Below are 25997 nucleotides of genomic sequence, written 5' to 3' on the forward strand. Positions count from 1 at the left end.
CCCCTAAAAGGGCCGATGAACGTCTTAAATTATTTAATATTAAATGAAAATTATAAAAGTTTGGTGTGTGATTATTAATCCACACACCAAACTTAATTTATTAAAAGAAACTCTTTATTTTTTCAAGCAAAGAATTTTTTTCTTCATTCTGTGTGGGTTCTTTTTTTTTATTATCGATAACTGATGATATCGCAGGGACGTTATTGTGCCCGGTGTCCCTATCCAAAGGGCTGATAATGAAAAAATCTAAAATTGCATTGGAAGTACCGTCAGTCTCCAGGCGGAACTCTATTTCAGAAGTTTCCTCTTCCAGACCAAAGACACATTTTAGCGTATTTCCTTTGTTTTTGTTCGTCTGGTTTGCAATTGGATTAGAGCCACCATCGCTGCAAACTTCTAACGTCATTCCTTTGCAGTCGCTCTTTTTCGAAAAAACAGCTTCTACTTCATATTGTCCTGGAGCAAGGGTGATGTATGGCCCGTAGGTGACGCGACGGGAATTCGATTTATCGATGATAATGCCTTCGCGTGTGCGCTTCACATCGATTAATTGAATTCTTGGATCCGTATAAGGAATGACAATCGCATCCATATTTATTAGTCGAATATCGTGTAAGGTGCCTTCAAAATCACCGTAAACAGTCATGCGAAATTCAACACAATCTTCATTGCTAAGAAGCTTGAAGACAAATGCTTCTTCATTGCGAGGATTGCGAGTGTGATGAGTTCGGTTGAATTCTGCAACAACATTAGATCCCCAATCTGTTGCGACATCCAAGAAAATATCCCGAAAAATGGTATTTTCACTAAATTTTAGTAATAATTTATACTGTCCGCGGGGAAGTTTGATAAACGGCCCGTACATGACACGACCAGACTGGCCTTTATGTACTATGATGCCTTGATCTGTTTTCTGCCCGGCCTCATCTGCCGTGAAACATTTATCTGTTGCAAGCCAGGCTACTTCTTTTACATTTTGCAGGCATATCTTGCTAATAGTCCCTTCGAAATCACCAAACACGTTCACACGGAACTCAACGTCCCTGACAGCCCGTTCCAAGCTAAAAAATACTGTATGCTCGTGAGCTTTAGTCTCTTCATCATGCTGAATTTCGTAACGAGCTACAGAATCGGCCCCATATCCTGACGAAATATCAATTACTAAATTTTTAAAAGTTGTATTATCACAGAATTGAAAGGTTAATTTATATTGGCCACCATTAAGGCTTACGAAAGGTCCGTACATAACTCGGCCTTTCTCACCACGCGTTACAACGATGCCTGAAGGCGTTAGAATCCCAGCTTCATCGATGACGATATTGCTATCGCTAGCTAGCCATATATGGTCTTTTTCACCATAGGCTTGTTTGGCCTTCCACATATCGCAGTAGTTGTTAGTTCCCGTCATGCCAAGTTCGGTTACGTCCCCAGCTTTTAGTTTGTTACGCTGACCGACGAGTACCTTGTCTGGAGAAACATAAACAACGTTCTGCGGTTGACGTTCTGGGGTGATATAGCGAACTTCGCCTAGGAATTGATCGTCTGCATCTGCTGTTTGTCCTTTGAGTGCCATAGCTTTCGAAAAGCTCCGGCCCAGCAGTGCACCAGCCGTAGGATAATGATCGTGCGGTCCATAAAAACGATTGCGTGTATTTGCCACGATATTATCGATAGCAATTTTCCATTCCGGGCGACCTGGCAGTGACCACAACAGGCTGGTCTGTGTACATACCCAGCACTCCATACCATCGTAGTTTTCCATAAAAGCTGCTGCGCCGTAGCGTTGCGGGATATTCCAAGGGTTCAGCAACTTTATGGCTAGATCAAAATAGATACCGCCATAAACATACATCAAGCAATAACGTGCCAGGTCACACTTATAAGAATACGGTGCAAGACCATCAAAAGCTGCAAGAACTTCTTCTCCCAACTCTTTCCCAATGAAATAACGTAATTCTTCTCCACCCCATAATTTATACTGAGCCTCTGGGTAGAGATCGCATGCAAGCTGCGCATTGCGCTCAAGATTTTCCGGAAGCTTCGCTGGGACCTGGAAACTATCAACGATAAAAACCTGGTGAAGCCAAGTTACTTTATGAAATTTTTCCATGGGACTTCTCCTTATATTCGTTTCTTATTGAGATGAAATTTCATAGCTTAGAAATTTACCCATAAAGAGCCGGTTCACGCATAACCGAAATTCAACATTCTCTTCATTCTTATCGAGAGTAAAAAAAGTCTCGATAGACCCTTTTTTCATATCGGTAGGCTTTAGTTTGAGTGTCTGGCATGTTTCGTGTTCTTCGCCTGTGGCAATCTGAATGGCGGCGCTGGTGAAGCGAGTTTCTGAAGAAAATTTGGTGCGGAGCTTGTAGCGCCCTTTTGGCAAAGAGGCATATGGGCCGTAAGTAAGCCTTCCCTTTGTCCAAGGACGCGTGGAGATGCCATCTTCTTTTATGAAACCGATTTCCGTTTTGATAGCGGGATCAGAGAACGACCATTTTTGAAGAAAGATAGGATCAAGTACAAATTTTTTAATGGCACCGCGAAATCCGGTTTCCGTTCTTATAACAAATTCAACTTTATCTTCAGGGTGGCTAATTTCGATAAGCATAGTGATGCTGTCATCATTGCTTACGTTTTCAGGGAAGAAAACGCAGGACTTTATACGTTTTTTTTGAAAATCTGCTGTAACATCGACTTCGATTTTTTTAAATTTTGTTCCAGGCTCTAATTCAATACGCAGTTTGTAGGCGCCCTTACTCAAGGATGTGTAGGGGCCATAGCTTAATACGCCCTCAAAATCTTCGGGCGCAACGATCCCGCGTTCATTTTTGAAAATGGGGAAGTCAGTGTGAATAAGGCAGTCATTTGAAGCCCATTCGCAAAGCTTTTCGCCGTAAATTGTCCTTTGATTCCACATATCATTGTAATTATTGCTGCCTGCCACTCCCAAGTGTGCCAAATCGCCCCCAATTAATTTGTTGCGGAAAGCAATAACTTCTCCGCCTTTGGAGACATATGACACATTGAGCATAGCAGAATCCGGTGTAACGCTCCGGCAACTGCCAACATACTGATCGTCAGCTGTAGGTTCTTGCCCTTTCTCTGCAAGTGCAGCGATAAAAGCGCGACCTAGCACCACTGGCCCGGTAGGATAGAGAGGATTTTCTCCATAATATTTTGATTTACAATTTTCCACTATGTATTGAATGGCAATTTGAAATTCTTTTCTTTTTGGTAAAGACCATAGAAGCCCTGTCTGGATAGCTGACCAGCTAGGAGACGTGAAAGGCACATCTCGGCAAGCCGCAACGCTTTTATTGTTAGGAATATTCCATTCCCTCGCAATTTGAACGCCAAGGTCAATATACATTCCACCGAATACATAAAGAATAACAAATTTTGCAAGGTCGGCTTTATAAGAATATGGTTTTAATAAATCATATGAATATAAAACATCATCATCAAAATATTCTTTTATAAGGTCTCGGATTTCTTGGTTGCGCCATAAAGTATATTCTGCCTGCGGATAAACATGCTGAGCAGCTTCGATATTTCTTTTTATGGCGTGTGGAATTGAGGTTGTTGGAGCTTCCTCATCAAGAATGAGGATCTGATGCAGGTGCTTGATCTTATGGTGTGTTTTCATGCTTAGCGTTGTCCGGGCTTGCTTGTGGAATGCTGGATGCTCAAGTTTAAAACAGTTTCCTGCGTGTTCAATACCTACAATTTTCTGCTGCTGAAAGCTTGTGGAGCGCGCCTTTTTTCATTGGGGATGCTTACAAACCATCTTACATGAATTTCTATAATGAAAATGCGTTTGGCGCGGCATTAAGGATGGTAAAATTTTTCATCTGGAAAATTCTTGAAACAATTAATCGCAATTAATTTTATAATTTTAATTTTTAATAAAAAATTACTATTAATAATTTAATTATTTATATCGATTTATTTTAATGAGTGGTTTATGTCAGAAATATAAAAATAATATATTAAAATAGAGATTCACTTTAAGAAAATTTGGCATTTTTTGAGTCCTTAACCTAAAGTGGGTGGAAGGTTTCTTGAGTATTTTGTTCGATTTTGGGCTTCAGGAGAGTATGATGCGTTATCTTGTGACTGGTGGGGCTGGCTTTGTAGGTAGCCATGCCGTTCTAGCTCTGCTCGATGCAGGACATGATGTTGTTGTTCTTGACAATTTGAGCACAGGGTATCGTCAGGCCGTTCCTGCAGGAGTGCTCCTACACGAAGTTGATCTTCTGGATATTCAGGCGACTTCTGCTGTGGTCGCGCAGGGGCCTTGGGATGGAGTTCTTCATTTTGCGGCTCTTTCCTTGGTTGGAGATAGTATGCGCGACCCATTCCATTATCTAAGGCAAAATTATTTAACTGCGCTGAACCTTGTTCAGATTTGTGTTCAGCATGGTGTGAAGAAAATCGTATTTTCCTCGACGGCCGCGCTTTTCGGGGGGCCTGAACGTTTGGACCCTATACCGGAAACTGCACCTGTTCAGCCCGGATCGCCCTATGGCGAAAGTAAATTCATGATTGAACGGGTATTATACTGGGCCGACGCCATCTATGGCTTAAGAAGTGCTTGTCTGCGATACTTTAATGCTGCAGGTGCAGACCCTCAAGGGCGGGCTGGAGAAGATCATCGCCCTGAAACTCATCTTATCCCCCTGACTATCGATGCTGCGCTGGGTCGTCGTCCCCCTCTTAAGTTATTTGGAACGGATTACCCCACCCGAGATGGTTCCTGTGTTCGGGACTACATTCATGTAACGGACCTAGCAGATGCTCATGTGAAAGCATTGAGTCAGATCGACCATAGAAGTGTTACGTATAACATTGGTAACGGTCAGGGGTATTCTAACCTTGAAGTCATCCAAAGCGTCGAAAGAGTTAGTGGCCGGAAAGTACCTTGGGAAGCTGCTCCCCGACGTGAAGGGGATCCCTCTTTGCTCGTTGCCGACTCTACAACTCTGCGGAATGAGACGGGATGGACACCGCGCTTTGGAGATCTGGATAGCATAGTCGAGACAGCGCTTCGTTGGCGCGAGAGCCATCCTCAAGGTTATGAAGCGTAATTCCAGCTGCTAAATCAGGTCAGCAAGATTTCGTTTCGCGCTGGCCGTACCTAAACTTTGTTGCCCTCGATGTCGCCTTAAGTAATTCTGGTTTAAAATTTGAAAAAATATCCAGAATTACTATATTATTTTTTTTGATTTATTTGAAGTATTATGCCGAGGATACCTTTAGGAGATAAGGTTGTTTATTTTATAGGGGGGCGAATGAGAAAGAATTGCTTGCAGTCAGGTCTGGGTTGCGATTTGGCGCTCTAAGCGCTTGTTATCACCCTGCCTTCGAGCCATAAAACCATAGAAGTTTCTTATTTTTGAGTGGTAACCGGCAGAAGAGGGCGTTAAACAAACTTGAAGATGCTTTCTTGTATATAAGCCTTTATAATTAAGGTATGAAATCACTAGGAATTGTGGAACCGTGCCAGCAACGATGAACATCCGGCAATTAATACATCTTTTCACTGTGCAATATAATGTTATCGTGGCTCTGATATTTCGTGAGCTTAATACGAGATTTGGACGGGAAAATATCGGTTTTTTGTGGTTTGCTGGAGAGCCAGCACTTTTCTGCGCGGGCGTTGCAATTGTCTGGACCGCAATACGATCACATTTTGAGCATGGTCTTCCGATGACTGCCATCGTCATTACTGGCTACGTCCCATTAACTATGTGGCGACATTGTATCGGTCGTGCCACTAAAGCTTTTGAGGCTAATGGAAGCCTTCTCTTTCACAGGCAAGTAACTCCTGTAGATATTATAACCGCTAGAATGTATTTAGAGATTATAGGAACTATTGCTGGTGGAATAGTTGTTTATTTTTCTGCGTTTGTTCTTGGTTACATTGAGCTTCCTGCATCTTTAGGGCTTATTCTTTTGGGATTGTTTTTCCAGTCTTGGTTTTCTTTTAATACAGGTTTAATTGTTGCCGCACTTTCTGAGCGTACAGAGTTTCTCGAAAAAGTAGTTGGTATGTTTTCTTATCTCGCCCTTCCTTTGACAGGTGCTTTTGTCATGGTTGACTGGGTGCCCCAGAAATATCGCTGGATTCTTATGTCATCCCCGAGTTCGGAAGCAGTCGAAATGATTCGTGCCGGACAGTTTGGGTTTTATGCCCATGCACACTATGACATCACATACGCGGTGGAAGTTAATTTTATATTAACTATTATTGGACTTCACTTAACGATGACTGTCAAAAAATACATCACGATTCAGTAGCTTATTATTGCTATGGGCCTCATTAATCACGCTTATACGTAAGTATGATCATGGGTTCGTGGGACTAATATAAATCCAGTGCATATTTGTATATATTTATTTGTAATTTTTGTATTTTATATATCTTCTTTTTGAGAAAGCGCAGATGGTCAGAAAATTATTTTTAGCGCTGGCTGGGCTGATTCCCTTTGTGGCTAACGCTGAGCCTCATTTATCTGGATCACTTATACAATCGGTGAACACGGATTTTTCGCATTATCGAGGTGGCGAGCGGATCCGTATGGCGATTACGCTGTCCAATCAAACAGGCGCACTTTTTACAGGGCGTGTAATTGGAATTGTCACCGGTCGTGGCGTTCAGGTTGGCGATCCGGTTGCTATTTCCGTTTCCGGATTGGCGGCTGGTGCAACAGCAATGGCAGAACTCCATTTGCCATCCAATAGCGTGAACTGGCAGGGCTATTTCGTCAATCTGGTTGCAGTCAATCAAAACGGACAACAGATTGATCAGGAAGCCAGCGCGTTTGATGTCTCTTCCGACTGGTGGACCTATCCTCGGCAATGTTGGGTTGTCGGGGCATACACTGATTGGGGAGGGTGGAAACCAAACCTGTTTAGAACGCCTCAGCAGGATGTGCAGAGCCTCAATGCCTACAAGTGCAATAACCTTCAGTTCTACAATATGCTCTACAGATGGCATCAGCCTTGGGTTAAGAGTTCTTCTTGGATCAATGGTGACGGTGAGAATATCAGCGTAGATCTGATCCAACGACACGTCGCAGCAGCAAGGTCTTTGCGTATGGGTACTCTTATGTACATGCCCCTGTACGCAGCAAACGTCGGAATCGCCCCTAATTTCCTTCGTGATGGATCTGGCGTACAGCTGTCATGGGGGGCATTTACCAGTGCTTGTGGATCTAACTGCAAGACCGCTGATCTGTGGCATGACGGATTTTCCAATATAGGCGTCATGAACCCGAATAATACATCATGGCAGACATATTGGGGAAAGCGGGCAGAGATCATGCGCCAAAAGCTCGGCTTTGATGGCATGTTTGTTGATACTTATGGGACCATTAATACGCCACTTTGGGATTGGTCAGCAAACCGCATTATCATGGACACGGCCTATTCCTCGTTCCTAAAAACGGTTCAGGGATATGTGCAGGGGCCAATGGTTCTTAACTCTGCTGGGTCGTACAATGAGCGGGATTTGGTGCAGTCTGAACGCGAGACGTATCATTTCGTCGAGCGGTGGAATAACCCTTCTGATATTGGAAATTTTGGCGATCTTCTGACCAAGGCGCGACAGGTTTGGGGATGGGCGAACCGGACGCCGAATAATATCGGCCTCGACTGGGACATGGGTATGAACAAGACGCTCGGTGCGTCGCAGGCGTGTTCCATCAACGGTGGCTCCACTGCCTGTACCTTCAATACACCAGGGGTGCTGTATCAGGAGGCGGCTGATCTCGCGACAGGCTCACATCATGCCTGGATTGTAGACGGCGAGCAGCAAGTTGGTGATGGTGCGCGGTTTATCAGCAATGATGATTTTCCGATCGGAAACATGCTTAGTCCGAAGCAGGATATGGTGCAGGGTGAATATGATTACCAGAATTTCGGGGTGGCCTATGAAAAGCTACTGCGTCTGAACATCAATCCGTCGAAGGTATCGGCTCCCTCAATTGTGTTAGGTGCCAAAGGCAGCGCGACTGCTGCGGCCGGGTCGGTGTGGCTTTTCCAAAACCATCGCAGCGGTTTTGATATCCTGCATTTGTTGAATTACCAGCAGATAAGTAGCGCGTCGTTTAACGATGTGAATGATAACGCGGGCAATGCTGCCTCGCCGACTCTAACTGGTTCGCTTCAACTTAAGATGTATTATACGCCTGGCGGAGAGCTCGGCGACCTCTATACGGCAAGCCCTGATGTAAGACATGGTGCGCCGGTTAAGCTGACTTATGTGAAGGGCTCGAATAATTTAGGTGACTATATTACTTTCACGCTACCATCACTCAAGTTTTGGGACATGGTGTGGCTTGAAAACGGTGTAGCCTCCAGCGATTATGAAACACCTTGATGGTGGGCATCAATCTTATGAATTGGTTCTATACTGTAGGGCTTACTCACGGACTGTGGTGGCGCATCACTGCTTCACACAAAAATGCGCTAATCCAGTGGGCGTGAGGCGACTCGTGGAAGTAAGGAGGCGAGATAGAAATTCTTTTTTCTAAGTGGTTCACTGGAGCCGATAAAACGAGGAATTACTCTTTATTATTGGAGGTGAGATTCCTCGCTTTATCTGTTCACATCTCGGTATAAAAAATAAAGTAATGGATCGTTGATCAAAGCCAGAAAGGCTTTCAATAATTCAACTTAATTTCCAAATATTTCTATTTTTTGATAGTGTAAAAAATCTTCCATAGCCAAGGATTTAATGCGTATTTCTTTAGCCTTTAGAGGTTTTTTAGGGCGCCATACAAATGGATTTCCATCAATTCCGCCAAACATGTTGTCATTATTTTTTTCAAAAACAGTCATCCAATTTTCACCTTCAAGTATTTCTATTGAAAATCGTAAGCCTCGTTCTGAATCTCTATCTATTCTATTGTAAATTCTTATCTCTTCTACTTCTCTAATATCTTCTAAGTCAATTTTCCACCAGGGGTTACTTTCTAAATCTGTATGGAAAGCATAAAATTCCGGAACATGATCGCTAACAGCCCGGGCGGAGTCTTCTTGCGTCGTGGTTCCCGCTGAATACTGGCAGATTGAGCTTTGATCTGTTGGGCGGTTTGAAGCTAAATCAATACAACCGAGGGGTGCGGGAGCAAAAGGTACTTCACCTACCCTCAAATGGGCGCGCTTCATGGAGGCTTCGAAATTCCATTCTCTATCATCGATCCCATAAGTTGCCAGAATCGGCTCGAGAACCGAGCGGGCGCTCTCTGCATTAAATGGTTTGGAAAAATCTAGGAAATTCTCCAGAAGCAAGGATAGGTAATTCTGCTTGTAACCTTTTTTTAGGTAGGATGCCACAAGATGACCCGAGCCATTAACCATCAGAACAGGATAGCCCTGTAAAGAATATAGTCCGGCATGGGCAGTGTCCTGCCATTGGCGTGTACCATACAGAAGAACCGAATGAGCCTGTGCTTTTTGATCTTCAGAATCAAAAGCCCAGTAACGGGGAGGGATGTCATTGTTCCAACTGGCCGCAAACTGGTTAAACGGATAAGCGAAGCTATATAATGGGGAAAAAGCTAACGTCCGGTCGATCTTATCGAAAAATCGCGGAAAAATAAGAGCGCCAGACCCCCCCATGGATTCACCCAAGACGGCAATTTTTTTGTATGGTCTAACCATCTCCGCAACTTTTGCGAACATATCAGGTGTTTCGGGCTCATGAAACCAAGAGGCATCACGATCACGCACAAATAACATGGACACACCATACTTCCGCAAGGAGCCTTTAAACTCCTCGATAGGCCCCCCGAATCGGGCGCCTGCTGAAGCAAAAACTACAACTACGGTTTCCGGGTTATCGGCGTAATGAGAGAGTGTATACCGGCCGACTTGCTCAGTGGTAGTTGTTTCAGATCCAGAGAGCATTGAGTGTTTCTTTGGCAAAAGGAAATGGAAAAGTTCTGGATACGATAAGGTTATATTGACGACTTTCCAACTTAAAAATCTATAAGGTTTCAGTGCCGTTTAGGTAGGATAAAGGTGCTTGACGGATAGGGTTTTGATGCGAATTGGAATTCAGCACTTCGTAATTTCTGATTGGTTGGACCGCATATCGCGTGTGAATGGTCATTGGGTTTCTGGATGTATGGCAGTTATGACCTTGCCAAACGGGGGCTTAAAATCGATACCCAGCCTATCCAAAAAACTCATAGACTTTATAGAGAGCACGCTCTGAGACTGGCACACAAAATATCGATGAACGAGCGTTAACCCCTCTCGCAGCTTCACGCTCGTTCGTCGATATTTTTATCTGGGGCACGATTCCTTTAAGGGGATGAATTAGAAGTGGGGAAGCGGATCACTGGCCCGCTAACTCCTCTGGTCCATAAAACAGATTTTGCAAGGTCTTGAGATCTAAGTTTGTGGAAATGAGCGTCCGGCCGAATGGTATCTACCGGATATAGGCCGGAGTTTAGAGAAAAATTTCCAAATAGCTCGATATTCCCCAGATTCTAGCCTTATCGGCTAGATTTTTTTCAAACTTATTTATTTCTTGGAGATTGCCTGATGCATCAGTTTCGGGCAAGGCGTAGAGTTATGAATCAGGTGCCTGTGGACGATACCCCTTCCGTAAATCACATACGTCTTGCTCAGAGCAAGATGCCGCGTATTAATGCTTGGGTGCGCGGTAATCTTGGGCTTTGCGTTGGCGTTATTCTGCCCACTTTGTTGTCAGCTGCGTATTATGCCTTCTTAGCGACACCCCAATATGTCTCAGAGGCTGAGTTCGTCGTACGAGGACAGAATAACCAGCCGAATCTGATGTTGGCAGGTCTGCTAGAGGGCAGTGGCGGAGGGGCCACCGAAGATACATATGCCGTTCAAACATATGTAACGTCACGTGACGCTGCGCAGCTTCTGGTGCGGACGCAGAATTTAAAGAGTGTTTACGATACACCTATTGCTGATGCGCTAGCACGGTTTCCGAATTTCTATTCTGGGCATACGTTTGAGCATTTTTATCAATATTATAAGAAGCATGTTGTTGCGGAGCTGGATACCACGACAGGTGTATCAATCCTCCAAGTTCGAACATTCAATGCCAATGATTCCCAGAGATTAGCCAGGGCTCTCCTGAATTCGGCGGAAAATTTGGTTAACGACATGAACACTCGCCAGCGAGCCAATACGATTGCGGCGTCATCCCATGAGTTGCATGTAACGTTGGAGAAGTTGTCTGTCGTCAACGAGAAGATTGATTCATATCGCAATGAAATTGCTATGCTTAATCCAGCGCAGCAGTCTCAACCTGTTTTGAAGGATATTGCTAGCCTTCAAACTATGTTGATCACGACGCGGCTTGAGCTTGCACAGTTACAGCGCTCCACCCCGAAAAGTCCTCTGATAGAGGTACATAAGCGCCGCATTGTTGCTTTGGAATCGGAAATCAAAAATACGGAAACTAAAATAACGGGTTCGGATACATCTTTTGTGCCTAAGATCAGCGGATATGAAGATCTGGTCTTCCAGAGAACGCTTCTTGAAAAAGAGGTTGCTGCTGCCGATACTGCTGTAGCAGCTGCTAAGCTTCAGGCTGACCGTCAACTTCTTTATCTTGATGAAATTACACAGCCTAATTTGCCAGATTATGCTGCTTATCCGCACGCACTTTCTAATATCGCAGTGGTATTTGCTGCGACATTCAGTGTGTATCTGATGGTCGTATTGCTGATCAGTGGTGCGCGAGAGCATAAGCTCACCTGAGGTGGATTAGACCGTGTTACGTTGCATAGATGTTACTAAGGATTATCCATCCGCGCATGGGCGTCGCAGGATTCTGAATAAGGTAAATTTTCAGCTTGCTCCAGGCGAAAAGCTTGGAGTGCTCGGCCGGAATGGTGCTGGAAAATCTACGCTTATTCGCCTCATAGGCGGTGTTGAACCTATGACGAGCGGTCTTATTGAACGGACAATGTCGATCTCTTGGCCGCTGGCATTTGGTGGGGCCTTTCAGGGAAGTCTGAGTGGCTTAGATAATCTAAGATTTATCTGTAGAATCTATGGTTTGGATTACTCAGCTACTCGGGCATATGTTGATGACTTCGCAGAACTCGGGGCACAACTGGCTGAACCTGTTAAGACCTATTCCTCCGGTATGCGCGCACGTTTGGCGTTTGCGCTTTCAATTGTGATTGAATTTGACTGCTATCTGATTGATGAGGTTATCATGGTCGGAGATGCACGCTTTCATAAGCGTTGTCAGGAAGAGCTTTTCGTAAAGCGCAAAGACCGGGCTATGATTCTCGTATCTCACGATATGGGTTTTATGCGCGACACGTGTAACCGCGCAGCGCTTATTGCGAATGGTACCTTCACTCAATATCATGAAGATATTAGCGCGGCCATTTCCGCGTATGAGGCCCTTTGAGAAGGGCCTCATGTATCCCTTAGTGGGCTACGTAAGCTGCGGTAATTGCAGGGCTGATCAGCGTGCTGATTAGCTGATCAAATTTGTAGAATTTGTTCGTCTTTGCATTGGCTATTAGTAAAACATCTTTTGTTTTCATAGGAATGCGCTGAGCAAGGAAGTAGCTGCTCGGGTTCATCATGTCGATTTGGTAGACGACTGGTATTCCTTGAGGTGTAGGAGGGGTATCGAGACCAAGTTGTTTCGCTGCAACGGGATCTTCAAAACGGAAAAGAAAGGCTGCATTTGGATCAGCGCGATTATCGTTCGGTCCGCCAACGCGCGCCAGTGCTTCTGCGAGGGAGACATGTGGGGATTTAAAGGGGGTTTCTGTAGCTTGCGCCCCTGCTGCGCCGAAGACTGTGTAGCTGCGGGGTTGATAAATAACGTGAATTCGGTCTCCGGGATGAGCATGGATATCTTCTTGTGGGAAAGATTCCAGTGTACCCAAATCTGTTGCCCCAACTTTGTCACCGCGTACCAGTTCGACATGAGAGTCTTCTGGGGGATAAACGGCACCTCCCGCTATGGCTACAACATCCGATAAATGTTCTTGAGCTGTGCTCAAGACAACTCGTCCTGGATGATGAACTTCACCTGAAACAATGACTGTATTAGCGATATCGCTTGATATGCGCACCATGACCTGTGGGCTTTGGGATTTTCCGCTCAGATTGCCCCGGATACTTTCCGCAAGTGATTGCGGCGTCAATCCAGCAGCATGCAGGCGCCCGACATATGGAATATTAATGGTGCCATCTGTTTCCACCTGCGTAGGAGGAAGATTTTGGTTGGTCACATTCGCAGAAGGTCCTGGCGCAACACCGGGAGCGGCCTGGCCCCCTGTAGGAGCAAAAAGACCGCTTCCTAATTCAAAAATGGTAATCGTCAGGACATCGCCGGCGCCAATTCGGTCGTTCCTAGATGGGGGTGAGGACGCTGTATCAAGACTGGAAATCAGGGGTGGAATTTCGGCGGACAAGATACCTGCCACCTGAGGTGTTACCGATATAATATGAAATCCGAGTGGATTAAGCTGTTGCGATCGCGCAGCCTCCAACACCTTGCTTTCTGTAGGACCACTGTCGGGCAAGGTATTACACCCGCTGAGTGTTAAAGCTCCTACACTGCTCAGGCAGGCTAAAAATGTTTGCACTGAGTTTTTACGGCGGCGAGCATATTTAAGATGTCCGAGGCGCATCAAAGGTCAAATCTTTCAGTTCTGAGCGGATGAGAGAATTGTACGATACATTTCGCTGAGGCGCCTCTGGTAGGATGGCATGCTAAATCGAGCCGCCTGCTGATATCCAGCTGTGCTTAGGTTCTCACATAAAGCATCGTCTTGATCTAATCTGCGTATCGCGTTGGTGATTGCCTCAATATCATAGGCTTCCGTTCGGAGCGATGCGTCTCCCCCCACTTCCGGAAGAGCTCCTTCCCCTGAAATCAAGGTAGGTACACCGCAGTTCATTGCCTCGATAACCGGAAGGCCAAATCCTTCACTCAACGAGGGAAACAAAAGAGCTCTCGCCTGTCGGATTAGCGCAAATAAAGTTCGTTCTGGCAGATAATTTATAAGCATGATCCGCCCGGCTGCAATCCCACGATCGAGATACCGTAGCTCGTTTTCGGATTTCCAGGCCATAGCCCCAACGAGAACGAGGCGACGCTGACAATTCGAAGCGAGAAATGCTTCAATAATACGGCCAATATTTTTCTTTGGCTCAAGCGAACCGAAGAATATAAAATATTCCTGAGGGTTTAATCCAAAATTAGCATGAATTTCAGATATACATTCCTCATTAGAGTATTTTGAAATAATTTCATCATTGTCCGCTGTTTGGTAAGTATTGTGTAATTTTTTACGAAATTCAGGGAAAAATGATAATATATCTTTTTTTGAGGCTTCGGAAACAGTGCAAAGCGCATCTGCTTTTTCGCCGATCATTTTGATGAGGCGAAAGTAATAAGGTTTGTTATCAAGGGTAGTGTGTGGCAACCGCAGGGGAACGATGTCGTGGAGAGTATAAACGTTTAGTGCGCCTTTTAGCCTCACGGGCACGGGATAGGTCCAATGCATGATATGAGGAGGGCTATCCATCTGCACACTCATCAACCGGCCTGTCAGGCGGAAATGATCTTCCGCTCTACGAAACAGGTTTTGAGCATTAAAGATTTTATCGAAGGCAGGAAGCCGTTCTGAAAATGAGCGACTGTCAATCCGTCCGCTAATTGGAATATTTTCGACCGCTGGGGGTACAACTGTATACTTTCGGTCTTGCCACCATTTTTTTGTGAATATCGATTTTCTACGTGTTGAGGGGGCAGCATTCAGAGTATCAAAAAAGCTGACTTCTCTAAGTGCGGGATCGGAGCTTTTGGGAACGTCTAACCCGTATAGCACATCAACAGGGTGCCCTATGCCTGTCAGCGCACGACTTAACATTCGCGCATAAGTGGCCACCCCTGTCCCCTTTTCAAGGCCAAGATTAAAACCATCTATCCCGATACGAAGCGGTGTATCTTTCAACAATGCGTTTATTATCCTTCAGGTAAAGGTGTGACGGCTTGGGCAAAAAAACAGGGAAGTGGCAGTTAAGGGTATATATGCGGCATGCACAAAGTATAGCGCTCGATAGCGAAATCTTACACCCGTTGCCACCCCAAGATCCCGAGAGTTGTTAGTAGAGGGCGCCATCGTGGCTTAATTATCAATGTTTGATAACGGAATAGGCCTTAGCTGCTCCGATTTTGCGTATGTGGTCTGTCTCATCTTTCACAGGGAAAGATGTAGTTATGGAGTGATGTCCTGCAGATCCAGATATGCGATATTATAGATGATGATGACGACCTATTGAAGAACGGGAGGGTATTCATAGAAAAAATAGGCTTCCGAATATGTGCTGGATAGCATCCGTCAGTATTATATTTGATGTGTGGATCTTTATACAGGCATTGGGTATCAGCTTAGTAAAATAAATTTTCCAGAATGTGGATTGGCCAAAGTTTTTATTAAAATAGAAATGCAATTGTCATTTAATGAAAACGATATTTGTTTTGTCAGCACTCTGTTGCGGAGAGTGCTTCCCAAATGAGATCTCTCTGGGACCTCTATGCTTTATAAAGAAACAATTCTCAAAATTGTCTCGATGTTAAAGCGAATGCGCTCTGCCTGAGCAGCCTCCGACATCAACTCCCGTTCAAAAATGATCGATCCTGTATATTGGTTGGTGAAGTAGTAGTAGCTGACGGCTGCTATAGTGATATTGAGCTGGACCGGGTCAACGCCCTCTCGGAAAAGTCCCTGCGCCACACCGCGCTTTAAAATCGTGTCAACGAGTCCGACGAAGCGTCTGCTGACAATCTTGACGGTTTCTGAAGACTTGAGATGCCGGGCCTGTGCCAGATTCTCGCTATTCACCAGTGAAATGAACTCAGGGTTCCGGATGTAATAATTCCAGGTAAAACGGACGAGTCGTTCAAGGGCTTCCCGGGGATCTAAGCTATCCAGATCCAGCTTTTTCTCAGATTCGCGAATATCAAAATACGCATTTTCCAGAACTGTCTGGAAGAGTTTCTCTTTACTTTCAAAGTAGTGATAAATCATGCGCTTATTGGCATTGGCTTCCAGCGCGATTGCGTCGACGCGAGCCCCTTCAAGGCCATTTTTTGCAAATTCTTTTTTTGCGGCCTCGAGAATCCGGTTTTTGGTAGCTTCTGCGTCGCGGATTCGAGGGCGGGGCGACTGTGTGTCTGGGGACTGTGCACTCAACGGGAAATCTCGCTTTTTGCTGGAGCCGGGCCTGAAGTTCCCGCTTTATGGCCGGAAACGCGCAGACGTCAAAACATCACATAAAAAATAACATATAAAAGAGATTTACTTATCACTATAACGTGATTTATGAGATTTTCCATTCTGCGCTACCAAAGTAACCAGATGGTGCGAAAGGCGCTTTGATCTCTCCATTGTGGAGGGGCGAAACCAGGGGGCAGGATTGAGAAAAATATTCCGCGGTGGCGGTTTTTTCGGAAACATTTTCGAAGGGGCGGCTTTCTTGTGGAGGGTAATATTTTCAAACCGATGCCTGGGTAAGAGATAAATCCTTTTCCAGCGCACCGCTCACAAAGAGCGGTTCAACAGTATCTTGACCGTTAAACAATCCTGGTGCGCTGACCGTCTGCTCACGGGACAATTTGAAACGACGATGCGTCATTGAGCGCTCGTCAAAAAAGACAGGGAGAAGCCGTCAATGAACAAGATGGCACAGAAACTGGCTCCATCCGGAGTGGCTCGTGACTTTGGGTTTTTCATCGATGGTGAGTGGCGCCACGGACGTGAGATGTTCGAGCGCAAGTCTCCCAGTCATGATGTTATTGTCACGCGGATTGCACGTTGCACGGAAGACGATCTGAATGATGCCGTAGCCGCCGCGCGTCGTGCGTTTGAGAACGGCACATGGGCTGGTCTGGCAAGCTCAGAACGCAGTGCGATCCTGCTTAAAACGGCTGAGCTTCTGAAGCAGCGTCGCGATGACATCGCCTTCTGGGAAGTGCTGGAGAACGGCAAGCCGATTTCTCAGGCCAAGGCCGAGATCGACAACTGTATTTCCTGTTTCGAGATGGCTGCCGGTGCCGCACGTCTTCTGCACGGCGACAGCTTCAACAATCTGGGCGAAAGCCTGTTCGGAATGGTTCTGCGTGAGCCGGTGGGTGTCGTTGGCCTCATCACGCCTTGGAACTTCCCGTTCATGATCCTGTGTGAGCGCGTGCCGTTCATTCTGGCATCGGGCTGCACGGTCGTCGTGAAGCCCGCAGAAGTCACCAGCGCCACCACGCTGATGCTGGCCGATATTCTGACGGAAGCCGGCCTGCCAAAGGGCGTCTATAACGTCGTGACGGGCACCGGAAAGAGTGTTGGTCAGGCTCTGACGCAGCATCCGGATGTGGATATGCTGTCCTTCACTGGTTCCACGGGTGTTGGCCGGTCCTGTATCCATGCGTCCGCAGACAGCAACCTCAAGAAGCTTGGCCTGGAGCTTGGTGGCAAGAACCCGATTGTCGTCTTTGCGGACAGCGATCTGGAAGATGCGGCCGATGCGGTGGCCTTTGGGATCAGCTTCAACACCGGGCAATGCTGCGTCTCGTCCAGCCGTCTGATCGTTGAAGAGTCTGTGGCTGACAAGTTTGAAAAGCTTGTTGTTGCCAAGATGGAAAAGATCCGCGTGGGCGACCCGTTTGACCCGGAAACGCAGATTGGCGCCATTACGACGGATGCTCAGAACAAGACCATTCTCGACTATATCGAGAAGGGTAAGGCCGAAGGCGCGCGCGTTCTGTGTGGCGGTAACAAGGTCGATCTGGGTCGTGGGCAGTACATTGCGCCAACGCTCTTCACAAATGTGAAGCCGGATATGTCCATTGCGACGGACGAGATCTTTGGTCCGGTGCTGTCCGTCTTCCGGTTTAGCACCTTGGAAGAAGCGATCTCCCTGGCCAATGACACGGTTTATGGTCTGGCGGCGTCTGTCTGGACGAAGGATATCAGCAAGGCCCTGAAGGTGACGCGCAAGGTTCAGGCCGGGCGCTTCTGGGTCAACACGATCATGGCTGGCGGCCCTGAAATGCCGCTGGGTGGTTTCAAGCAGTCTGGCTGGGGCCGTGAAGCGGGTATGTATGGGGTGGAAGAATACACCCAGATCAAATCCGTTCACGTAGATCTCGGCAAACGGACGCACTGGATCGCATAATGATGACTGGTTTCGATTACGTTATCGTTGGTGGCGGCTCGGCAGGATGTGTTCTTGCCGCCCGTCTCTCCCGAAACCCGGCGGTGCGCGTCTGCCTGATCGAAGCAGGCAAGCGTGACACCAATCCGCTCATTCACATGCCGGTTGGCTTTGCGAAAATGACGACAGGCCCCCTGACATGGGGGCTTGTCACCACACCGCAGAAGCACGCCAATAACCGCCAGATCCCGTATGTGCAGGCGCGTGTTCTCGGTGGTGGTTCATCCATCAATGCCGAAGTCTTCACGCGTGGCCATCCATCTGATTTCGATCGATGGGAGCAGGAGGGAGCTGACGGCTGGGGCTTCAAGAACATCCAGAAGTACTTCATCCGCTCTGAGGGAAATTCCATTCTTGCCGGATCATGGCACGGAACGGATGGTCCACTCGGCGTGTCGAACCTGGATTGCCCGAACCCCGTCAGTCGTGCCTTCGTACAGAGCTGCCAGGAAATCGGAATTCCGTATAACCCTGACTTTAACGGTCCAGTTCAGCAGGGTGCTGGCATTTACCAGCTTACGGTGCGCAACAACCGGCGCTGCTCTACGGCCGTTGGATATCTGCGTCCCGCTCTGAAGCGGAAGAACCTGACGGTTATTACTGGCGCGATGGTTCTGAAGGTCGTCTTCGAGGGGAAGCGTGCAGTCGGCGTGCAGTACATTGCGGACAAGCAAATGCACACTGCCCGCGCTGAGCAGGAAGTGCTGGTCACGTCTGGTGCAATCGGAACGCCAAAGCTGATGATGCTGTCTGGCGTTGGTCCTGCTGCGCATCTCAAAGAGCACGGTATTCCCGTTGTTCATGATCTGCCGGGTGTGGGTCAGAATCTTCAGGATCACTTTGGTGTTGATATTGTTGCTGAGCTGAAAGGCCATGACAGTTTCGACAAGTACAACCAGTACAAGTGGATGATGTGGGCTGGCCTGCAATATTCGCTGTTCAGAAGTGGTCCAGTGGCGTCGAACGTCGTGGAAGGCGGAGCGTTCTGGTACGGCGATCCGGCTGCAAGCTGCCCGGATCTTCAGTTCCACTTCCTCGCGGGCGCTGGCGCGGAAGCAGGTGTGGCCTCTGTTCCGAAAGGGACGTCTGGCATCACGCTCAACAGCTATACGCTCCGTCCAAAAGCGCGTGGGTCTGTCACGTTGCGTTCGTCTGATCCTCGGGAAGCACCGATTGTGGATCCGAATTTTCTGGGTCACCCGGACGATCTGCGGACAACGGCAGAGGGCGTTCGCCTGAGCTATGAAATGTTCGGCAGCCACTCGCTGCAAAAATACATCAGCAAGGTCTGCCTGCCAGAAGGCGGTGGGCGTACGCTCAAGGCATATGAGGATTATGCCCGCCAGCAGGGACGCACATCCTATCATCCGACCTGTACGTGCAAGATGGGCAGGGACGAGATGGCCGTTGTTGATCCACGCCTGCATGTGCATGGCCTGGAGGGCATCCGGATTTGCGATAGCTCGGTCATGCCATCATTGCTTGGGTCTAATACCAATGCGGCAACGGTCATGATTGGTGAACGAGCGGCGGACTTTATTCTGGGGAATGCTTGAGAACGATAACCTTCTCAAGCGGTGCCTCATACATCGCGATTTTTACAAGATCATAAGTAACTAACAAGATAGTTATAGTGGATCAAAGGCAATGACCAAGACCAGAACCGCAGCGGAAGCCGTCAGTCTTATCAGGGATGGTTCCACCATTGCGATCAACGCATCATCCGGGCTTCTGTGCCCCGACGACGTTCTGAAGGCGCTCGGGGAACGTTTTGAAAAGGAAGCGGCCCCGAAGAGCCTGACGACGATCCATCCGATCGCGACGGGTGACATGTTCGGGACCAAAGGCGTGGATCACATCGCCCAGCCTGGCATGATCAAAAAGATCATCGGCGGGTCTTACCCGTCCGGTCCCAGCAATGCTGAGCCACCGCTTATCTGGCAGCGCATTCTGGCCGAGGACGTCGCCGCTTATAACCTACCATCTGGCGTTATCTTCGACATGCTGCGCGAAGGTGCGGCTCTGCGTCCTGGCGTGTTGACGAAAGTTGGTCTCGATACATTCGTGGACCCGAAGCGGGAAGGCGGTGCGATGAATGAGACCGCACGCTCCAATCCCATCGTGCGTCATATGGACTTCGAGGGCGAAGACTGGCTGTATTTCCCGGCGCTCAAGCCGGACGTTGCGATCATTCGCGCCTCGACCGCGGACGAAAATGGCAATCTGACGTTTGAGCAGGAAGGCGCCACCCTTGGTGCCATGGAAATGGCTCTGGCAGCTCATAACAACGGTGGTTTGGTCATCGCGCAGGTCCGCCGCGTGGCAGAACAGGGCACGTTGAAGCCGCATGACGTCAAAGTGCCGGGTATTCTGGTGGACGTTGTTGTGGAAGCCCCGGATCAGCTTCAGACGACTGCCACGCCTTATGATCCTGCAATTTCCGGCGAGATTTTCCGGCCTCTGTCGTCTTTCGCCATTCCGGATTTCAATCCGGGCAAGGTGATTGCGCGACGTGTGGCGCAGGAGTTGAAGGATGGCTGGGCGGTCAATATCGGCTTCGGGATTTCCGCCAATGTGCCGCGCATCCTGCTGGAAGAAGGCCTGCATGGCAGCGTGACATGGGTCATCGAACAGGGACCGGTTGGCGGCGTTCCGCTGTTGGACTTCAAGTTCGGTTGCGCCAGTAATGCCGAGGCGTTCGTCGCCTCTCCTCATCAGTTCAGCTACTTCCAGGCGGGCGGTTTTGACTGCTCCCTGCTGTCCTTCCTTGAGATCGGGGCTGATGGGTCGGTCAATGTCAGCCGCCTTGCTGCCACGCCGCATCGTACGGCAGGGGCGGGCGGGTTCGTGGATATTACGGCACGGGCGAAGCGCATCATCTTCTCAGGCAATTTCAATGCCGGAGCCAAGATGCACATTGAGGACGGGCGGCTCGTGATTGATCGGGAAGGCAAGATTTCCAAGATCGTGCCGGAGGTGGATCAGGTCAGCTTCTCTGGTCGCAGAGCAACTAAAACAGGGCAGGACGTCACCTATGTGACGGAACGCTGTGTTCTCAAGCTGCTGAATGGTGAACTGACGGTCACAGAAATCGCACCGGGCATTGATCTTCAGAAAGACGTGCTCGATCAGGCGTCCACTCCGCTGAAGGTTTCTCCTGAACTGAAGGAAATGGATGCCGTTCTGTTCAGGGATGCCGTGATGGGGCTCATGCTCTGAACGCCCTAGGCCGTTTTTTCCGTGAGTGGAGTCTGAAAGAAGCCATGACAGTCGACGATCACAGTTTCCTGACAGGTCTGTTCAATGCCGCCATTACCGCGGCCGATGCAGACCTCGTGCTGGCTGCCAACCTGCCGGAACGCCCGAAAGGCAAGACGGTCGTGGTTGGGGCCGGGAAGGGGGCAGCCCAGCTTGCCGCAGCCTTTGAGCGCGTGTGGGATGGTCCGCTGGAGGGCGTTGTCGTCACCCGTTATGGCTATGGCTACCCTACAGAACAGATCCGCGTTCTGGAGGCTTCCCATCCTGTTCCGGATCAAGCCGGTCTGGCTGCAACGGCGGCTTTGTTTGAGGCGGTGCGTGGATTAGGTCCGGATGATCTGGTCGTTGCTCTGATCTGCGGGGGCGGCTCGGCCTTGCTGCCATGCCCGCCAGAAGGGTTCACGCTGGAAGATGAAGCGGAGCTCAGCCGGGTTCTCCTGTCTTCTGGCGCGCCGATTTCTGTCATGAACAGCATCCGCAAGCAGTTTTCGGGGATTAAGGGCGGTCGTCTGGCCGCTGCGGCTTCCCCCGCGAGAGTCGTTTCACTCATAGTTTCGGATGTACCGTTTGATGATCCGGCACAGGTGGCCTCTGGACCAACCGTGCCTGATACAAAAACACGCGAAGACGCGCGGCATATGGCCAAGGCCTGGAAGCTCGCACTGCCGCCTAAAGTGCAGGCATGGCTCGACGGAAAACTGGGGCAGGCGCCGCGTCCGGAAGATCCGGCATTTGCCGGGAACGAAGTGCGTATTGTGGCGTCGGCTCATCTGTCTCTTGAGGCAGCAGCCGCAGCGTCCCGGAATCTTGGAATTCCAGCTGTCATCCTGTCCGACGCGATTGAGGGGGAAGCCCGGGATGTCGGGAAGGTCCATGCAGCGATCGCGCGTGAAGTGATTATTCGTAATCAGCCATTCCAAAAGCCGGTTGTCATCCTCTCGGGGGGGGAAACAACCGTGACATTGCGTGGACGTGGACGGGGTGGTCGTAACACGGAGTTTCTTCTGTCCTTTGCGCTCGCGGCCGAAGGTCTGCCGGTTTCCGCACTCGCTGCGGATACAGATGGAATTGACGGGTCTGAGGACAATGCCGGCGCCTTTGCGGATGGCGAAAGTATGGGACGACTGCGCGCGCGCGGGATCAATCCGTCCGTCCTGCTGGCGGAAAACGACGCCTATACTGCCTTTGAGGCACTAGATGACCTATTTGTGCCAGGTCCTACCGGGACAAACGTCAATGATTTTCGCGCTATTCTGCTGAGGTAGAAAAAGATGGCGAAGTAAAAACTGTTCCTTAGCGAGAACGAATTCATTCTGGGTATTATGAACATCAAGTTCTTTTGATTTCAAAACGCAGAATGGCCTTGAAAACAGATCAGTCACCATACTAACTAACTGGTTAGTTACCAATTAAGGGAATCGGGTTATGTTTCTCAATGAAATGCAGGAGCAGGTTCGCGAGACCACACGGTCCTTCGTGGATGAAGTCATCCGCCCTGCTGCTGAGGCCCTCGACCGTGAAGAACGCTTTCCGGCCGAAATTTACGAAGAAATGGGCCGTCTTGGCCTGTTCGGCATTGCAGTTCCGGAAGAGCTCGGAGGGCCTGGCTTCGATACCCTGACCTATGCCGTCGTGATGGAAGAACTGTCCCGCGGCTATGCCAGCATCGCCGATCAGTGTGGCCTGGTGGAACTGATTTCCACGCTCCTGGTGCGTCACGGCACGGATGAGCAGAAGAAACTGCTGCCAGACATTCTCTCCATGAAGCGCAAGGTTGCTTACTGCATCACCGAACCGGAAGCCGGCACGGACGTGTCCGGCATTCGCACCACAGTTGAACGTGATGGCGATGGTTGGATTCTGAACGGCGGCAAAATCTGGATCCATAACGCCCCGGTGGCGGATCTCGGGTTCGTTCTGGCGCGGACGGACAAGGAAGCCGGAAACCGTGGCATGTCCATTTTCATTGTGGACCTGCATGCCAAAGGCGTTGAGCGCGGCCCGAAAGAGCACAAGATGGGTCAGCGGGCCAGCCAGGTTGGTGCGCTTGATTTCTCCGATGTGCGCCTCGGCCCGGATGCTCTTCTGGGCGAGATGAACCGTGGCTTCCACATGATGATGAGCGTGCTGGACAAGGGACGCGTGGGCATCGCGGCGCTCGCTGTTGGCATCGCACAGGCTGGGCTTGAAGCCGCTGTCGATTATGCTGGAACGCGCAAGCAGTTCGGCAAACACATCTCCGAATTCCAGGGTGTTCAGTGGCTTCTGGCCGATATGGCCAAGGACATCGAAGCGGCCCGTCTGCTGGTTCATTCCGCTGCGGTGAAGATCGATAACGGTCAGGACGCCACGCGCTCCTGCTCCATGGCAAAATGCTTTGCTGGTGACGTGGCTGTGGCCCGTACGGCGGATGCTGTGCAGGTCTTTGGTGGCTCCGGCTACATCCGTGGCTTTGAAGTTGAGCGTCTGTATCGCGATGCCAAGATCACACAGATCTATGAAGGTACGAACCAGATCCAGCGCATGATCATAGCGCGTGAACTGCTCAAGAAGGGCGCCCGTACATGAGGCAGGTCGCTCTCGTCACCGGCTCTTCACGCGGGATCGGCCTGGCCGCCGCGGAAGCGCTCGCTAAAGAAGGCTTTTCTTTAGCGGTAAATGGACCGGTTGATGATGCAGAACTGCGTGCAGCCGTGGCCCGTCTGGAAGGGCTGGGCGCCAAGGTTGTAGCCGCCCCGTTCGATGTGTCCGACATCAGCGCCCATGAGGGTGTTCTGGCGCGGATTGAAGACGAACTCGGCCCGCTGACAACGCTGGTGAACAATGCGGGCGTCGGCGTTCTCCAGCGGGGTGACCTGCTGGATGTGTCCGAAGCAAGTTGGGACCGGTGCCTGACGATCAATGCGAAGGCGGTGTTCTTCCTCTCACAGGCTTTTGCAAAGCGCCTTCTGAGCCGGGAACGGTCAGCTGATGCGTTCCATTCGATCGTCAACGTCACATCGTCGAACGCGACGGCTGTGGCGGTGCAACGGTCTGAATACTGCGCGTCAAAGGCTGCGGCGGCCATGGTGTCCAAGGCTCTGGCTGTGCGTCTCGGGATCGAGAATATCGCGGTCTATGACGTTCAGCCTGGCCTGATCGCTACAGAAATGACGGCTGCCGTCATCCAGCACTACCGCCAGCGCGCGGAAGAGGGGCTGACCCTGCTTCCGCGTGTTGGAGAGCCCTCGGACATGGGGCGCATCATTGCGGCCCTTGCCACCGGGAAACTGCCCTACACCACAGGCCAGGTCATTTCGGCGGATGCCGGAATGCTTGTGCCGCGCTTCTGAGAAACGGTTATGAAGATCATCCTGCCCGACGAAACCGGCCGGAAGATGGATTACCATCTGATCGGTACTCCTGTTCCTCGCAGTGTCCTTCCTGCCAATCCGGCCCGGATCGTCTATTCGGCGGCCCATGTCGTCGCTGATCCGTTCACGGATAATGCGCCATCCGGCCGCGCAACGATCGACTGGAAGAAGACGCTTGAGTTCCGTCGCTATCTCGTCGGCATGGGCCTCGGCATTGCGGAAGCCATGGATACGGCCCAGCGCGGCATGGGTCTGGACTGGCCCGGTGCGCTGGATCTGATCCGTCGTACCAAGGCCGAACTGCCAGATGCGATGGTGGTGAACGGTGCCGGGACAGACCATCTGGACCCCAAGGACGCACGGTCCGTCGATCATGTGCTTGCAGCATATCTGGAACAGGTCGAGGCGATCCAGAAAGTTGGCGCACGCGTCATCCTGATGGCCAGCCGAGCCCTCGTCCGCGTGGCGTCCAGTGCCGAGGACTATAAGCGGGTCTACCGCGAGGTGCTCTCTGCCTGTGATGCGCCTGTCGTTCTGCACTGGCTGGGCAAGGATTTCGATCCGGCTCTGGCGGGCTACTGGGGCACGGATGATTTCAATGAGGCACTGGAAACAGTCCTGAGCATCATTGAAGAAAACGTCGCGAAGGTGGACGGCATCAAGATTTCCCTTCTCGACAAAGAGAAGGAAATCATCATGCGCCGCCGCCTGCCAAAGGGCGTGCGGATGTATACGGGTGATGACTTCAATTACCCTGAACTGATCGCTGGTGACGAGCAGGGCTATAGCCACGCGCTTCTCGGCATTTTCGATCCGATTGCACCGCTTGCTGCTCGTGGTGTGAAACTGCTCGGCGAAGGGGACGTGAAAGGCTTTCACGACGCACTCGACCCGACTGTTCCACTTGCTCGGGTGATCTTTCAGGCCCCGACGCAGTACTACAAGACGGGTGTGGTGTTTCTGGCCTGGCTGAATGGCTTTCAGGATCATTTCGTCATGCTGAATGGTGCGCAGTCCATGCGGTCCCTCCAGCATTTCACGGAGATCTTCCGTCTCGCAGATGGCTGCGGCCTGTTGCGGAACCCGGATCTGGCTGTGCACCGCATGAAGTCCCTTCTGTCGGTGTACGGGGCCTGA

The 25997-nt window shown here is 49.6% G+C and carries 19 protein-coding genes; 12 read left to right on the forward strand and 7 right to left on the reverse strand.

Annotated elements, in window-relative coordinates:
• Positions 1-100: 100 nt before the first annotated feature.
• Positions 101-2110 (reverse strand): glycosyltransferase family 32 protein, encoded by a 2010-nt coding sequence (locus KP707_RS00375; protein WP_211501826.1) that lies wholly within the window; start codon positions 2108-2110, stop codon positions 101-103.
• A gap of 24 nt (positions 2111-2134) precedes the next feature.
• Entirely contained in the window at positions 2135-3652 is a 1518-nt protein-coding gene (locus tag KP707_RS00380) for a glycosyltransferase (RefSeq protein WP_211501827.1), read from the reverse strand.
• Positions 3653-4106: 454 nt separating this feature from the next.
• On the opposite strand from KP707_RS00380, the gene galE reads away from it, so the two are divergent.
• The 3 genes from galE to KP707_RS00395 all read left to right on the forward strand — a co-directional run bounded on the left by galE (position 4107) and on the right by KP707_RS00395 (position 8389).
• Positions 4107-5093, forward strand: a complete 987-nt coding sequence (gene galE, locus KP707_RS00385) for a UDP-glucose 4-epimerase GalE (protein ID WP_211506910.1) — start codon at positions 4107-4109, stop codon at positions 5091-5093.
• A 412-nt stretch (positions 5094-5505) separates the two neighbouring features.
• Positions 5506-6306, forward strand: a complete 801-nt coding sequence (locus KP707_RS00390) for an ABC transporter permease (RefSeq protein WP_338085294.1) — start codon at positions 5506-5508, stop codon at positions 6304-6306.
• Positions 6307-6451: 145 nt separating this feature from the next.
• Complete coding sequence (locus KP707_RS00395) at positions 6452-8389, forward strand: glycoside hydrolase family 66 protein (RefSeq protein WP_211501828.1); 1938 nt, start codon at positions 6452-6454, stop codon at positions 8387-8389.
• Between the two features lie 296 nt (positions 8390-8685).
• Here the strand turns inward: KP707_RS00395 and KP707_RS00400 are convergent, their stop codons facing one another.
• Entirely contained in the window at positions 8686-9921 is a 1236-nt protein-coding gene (locus KP707_RS00400; RefSeq protein ID WP_211501829.1) for a discoidin domain-containing protein, read from the reverse strand.
• 672 nt (positions 9922-10593) lie between these two features.
• Between KP707_RS00400 and KP707_RS00405 the strand changes: the two genes are divergently transcribed.
• Together KP707_RS00405 and KP707_RS00410 are read left to right on the forward strand one after the other, a co-directional pair.
• Positions 10594-11760 carry a capsule biosynthesis protein gene (locus tag KP707_RS00405; protein ID WP_249202704.1) on the forward strand — a complete coding sequence of 389 codons (1167 nt, stop codon included), beginning with the start codon at positions 10594-10596 and terminating at the stop codon, positions 11758-11760.
• A gap of 13 nt (positions 11761-11773) precedes the next feature.
• A complete protein-coding gene (locus tag KP707_RS00410) occupies positions 11774-12424 on the forward strand; it encodes an ABC transporter ATP-binding protein (RefSeq protein WP_211501830.1) in 651 nt (216 codons plus the stop codon).
• Between the two features lie 19 nt (positions 12425-12443).
• Here the strand turns inward: KP707_RS00410 and KP707_RS00415 are convergent, their stop codons facing one another.
• The 4 genes from KP707_RS00415 to KP707_RS00430 all read right to left on the reverse strand — a co-directional run bounded on the left by KP707_RS00415 (position 12444) and on the right by KP707_RS00430 (position 16677).
• Positions 12444-13664 (reverse strand): polysaccharide biosynthesis/export family protein, encoded by a 1221-nt coding sequence (locus KP707_RS00415; protein ID WP_211501831.1) that lies wholly within the window; start codon positions 13662-13664, stop codon positions 12444-12446.
• A 15-nt stretch (positions 13665-13679) separates the two neighbouring features.
• On the reverse strand, positions 13680-14993 hold the full coding sequence (locus KP707_RS00420) for a glycosyltransferase family 1 protein (protein WP_306792298.1): 1314 nt from the start codon (positions 14991-14993) through the stop codon (positions 13680-13682).
• A 588-nt stretch (positions 14994-15581) separates the two neighbouring features.
• Positions 15582-16235 (reverse strand): TetR/AcrR family transcriptional regulator, encoded by a 654-nt coding sequence (locus tag KP707_RS00425; protein ID WP_211501833.1) that lies wholly within the window; start codon positions 16233-16235, stop codon positions 15582-15584.
• A gap of 301 nt (positions 16236-16536) precedes the next feature.
• Positions 16537-16677: a hypothetical protein gene (locus KP707_RS00430; protein WP_211501834.1), complete on the reverse strand. Its 141-nt coding sequence runs from the start codon at positions 16675-16677 to the stop codon at positions 16537-16539.
• A 36-nt stretch (positions 16678-16713) separates the two neighbouring features.
• Here KP707_RS00430 and KP707_RS00435 point away from each other — a divergent pair, with 36 nt between their 5' ends.
• The 7 genes from KP707_RS00435 (at position 16714) to KP707_RS00465 (ending at position 25997) form a co-directional block, all read left to right on the forward strand.
• Entirely contained in the window at positions 16714-18210 is a 1497-nt protein-coding gene (locus tag KP707_RS00435) for an aldehyde dehydrogenase family protein (protein ID WP_064273575.1), read from the forward strand.
• A gap of 2 nt (positions 18211-18212) precedes the next feature.
• Positions 18213-19805, forward strand: coding sequence for a GMC family oxidoreductase (locus tag KP707_RS00440; protein WP_083956318.1), 1593 nt, complete (start codon positions 18213-18215; stop codon positions 19803-19805).
• Between the two features lie 91 nt (positions 19806-19896).
• The gene (locus KP707_RS00445; protein WP_211501836.1) at positions 19897-21468 is read left to right on the forward strand and encodes an acyl CoA:acetate/3-ketoacid CoA transferase; all 1572 of its coding nucleotides are present in this window, start codon (positions 19897-19899) and stop codon (positions 21466-21468) included.
• Positions 21469-21512: 44 nt separating this feature from the next.
• On the forward strand, positions 21513-22772 hold the full coding sequence (locus tag KP707_RS00450) for a glycerate kinase (RefSeq protein ID WP_211501837.1): 1260 nt from the start codon (positions 21513-21515) through the stop codon (positions 22770-22772).
• 160 nt (positions 22773-22932) lie between these two features.
• Positions 22933-24075 carry an acyl-CoA dehydrogenase family protein gene (locus KP707_RS00455; RefSeq protein WP_046900154.1) on the forward strand — a complete coding sequence of 381 codons (1143 nt, stop codon included), beginning with the start codon at positions 22933-22935 and terminating at the stop codon, positions 24073-24075.
• Entirely contained in the window at positions 24072-24839 is a 768-nt protein-coding gene (locus tag KP707_RS00460) for a 3-ketoacyl-ACP reductase (protein ID WP_046900153.1), read from the forward strand. Before KP707_RS00455 ends, KP707_RS00460 begins: the two co-directional genes overlap by 4 nt.
• A gap of 9 nt (positions 24840-24848) precedes the next feature.
• The gene (locus KP707_RS00465) at positions 24849-25997 is read left to right on the forward strand and encodes a dihydrodipicolinate synthase family protein (protein ID WP_046900152.1); all 1149 of its coding nucleotides are present in this window, start codon (positions 24849-24851) and stop codon (positions 25995-25997) included.

This window comes from Gluconobacter sp. P5E10 (assembly GCF_018812145.1).
Classification (GTDB): Bacteria; Pseudomonadota; Alphaproteobacteria; order Acetobacterales; family Acetobacteraceae; genus Gluconobacter; species Gluconobacter cerinus.

Bases quoted from the DNA above. Each gene is read 5' to 3' on its own strand.
- KP707_RS00375 (WP_211501826.1), bottom strand. From the start codon at position 2,110: ATGGAAAAATTTCATAAAGTAACTTGGCTTCACCAGGTTTTTATCGTT.
- KP707_RS00380 (WP_211501827.1), bottom strand. From the start codon at position 3,652: ATGAAAACACACCATAAGATCAAGCACCTGCATCAGATCCTCATTCTT.
- galE (WP_211506910.1), top strand. From the start codon at position 4,107: ATGCGTTATCTTGTGACTGGTGGGGCTGGCTTTGTAGGTAGCCATGCC.
- KP707_RS00395 (WP_211501828.1), top strand. From the start codon at position 6,452: ATGGTCAGAAAATTATTTTTAGCGCTGGCTGGGCTGATTCCCTTTGTG.
- KP707_RS00400 (WP_211501829.1), bottom strand. From the start codon at position 9,921: ATGCTCTCTGGATCTGAAACAACTACCACTGAGCAAGTCGGCCGGTAT.
- KP707_RS00405 (WP_249202704.1), top strand. From the start codon at position 10,594: ATGAATCAGGTGCCTGTGGACGATACCCCTTCCGTAAATCACATACGT.
- KP707_RS00415 (WP_211501831.1), bottom strand. From the start codon at position 13,664: ATGCGCCTCGGACATCTTAAATATGCTCGCCGCCGTAAAAACTCAGTG.
- KP707_RS00430 (WP_211501834.1), bottom strand. From the start codon at position 16,677: ATGACGCATCGTCGTTTCAAATTGTCCCGTGAGCAGACGGTCAGCGCA.
- KP707_RS00435 (WP_064273575.1), top strand. From the start codon at position 16,714: ATGAACAAGATGGCACAGAAACTGGCTCCATCCGGAGTGGCTCGTGAC.
- KP707_RS00440 (WP_083956318.1), top strand. From the start codon at position 18,213: ATGACTGGTTTCGATTACGTTATCGTTGGTGGCGGCTCGGCAGGATGT.
- KP707_RS00445 (WP_211501836.1), top strand. From the start codon at position 19,897: ATGACCAAGACCAGAACCGCAGCGGAAGCCGTCAGTCTTATCAGGGAT.
- KP707_RS00450 (WP_211501837.1), top strand. From the start codon at position 21,513: ATGACAGTCGACGATCACAGTTTCCTGACAGGTCTGTTCAATGCCGCC.
- KP707_RS00455 (WP_046900154.1), top strand. From the start codon at position 22,933: ATGTTTCTCAATGAAATGCAGGAGCAGGTTCGCGAGACCACACGGTCC.
- KP707_RS00460 (WP_046900153.1), top strand. From the start codon at position 24,072: ATGAGGCAGGTCGCTCTCGTCACCGGCTCTTCACGCGGGATCGGCCTG.
- KP707_RS00465 (WP_046900152.1), top strand. From the start codon at position 24,849: ATGAAGATCATCCTGCCCGACGAAACCGGCCGGAAGATGGATTACCAT.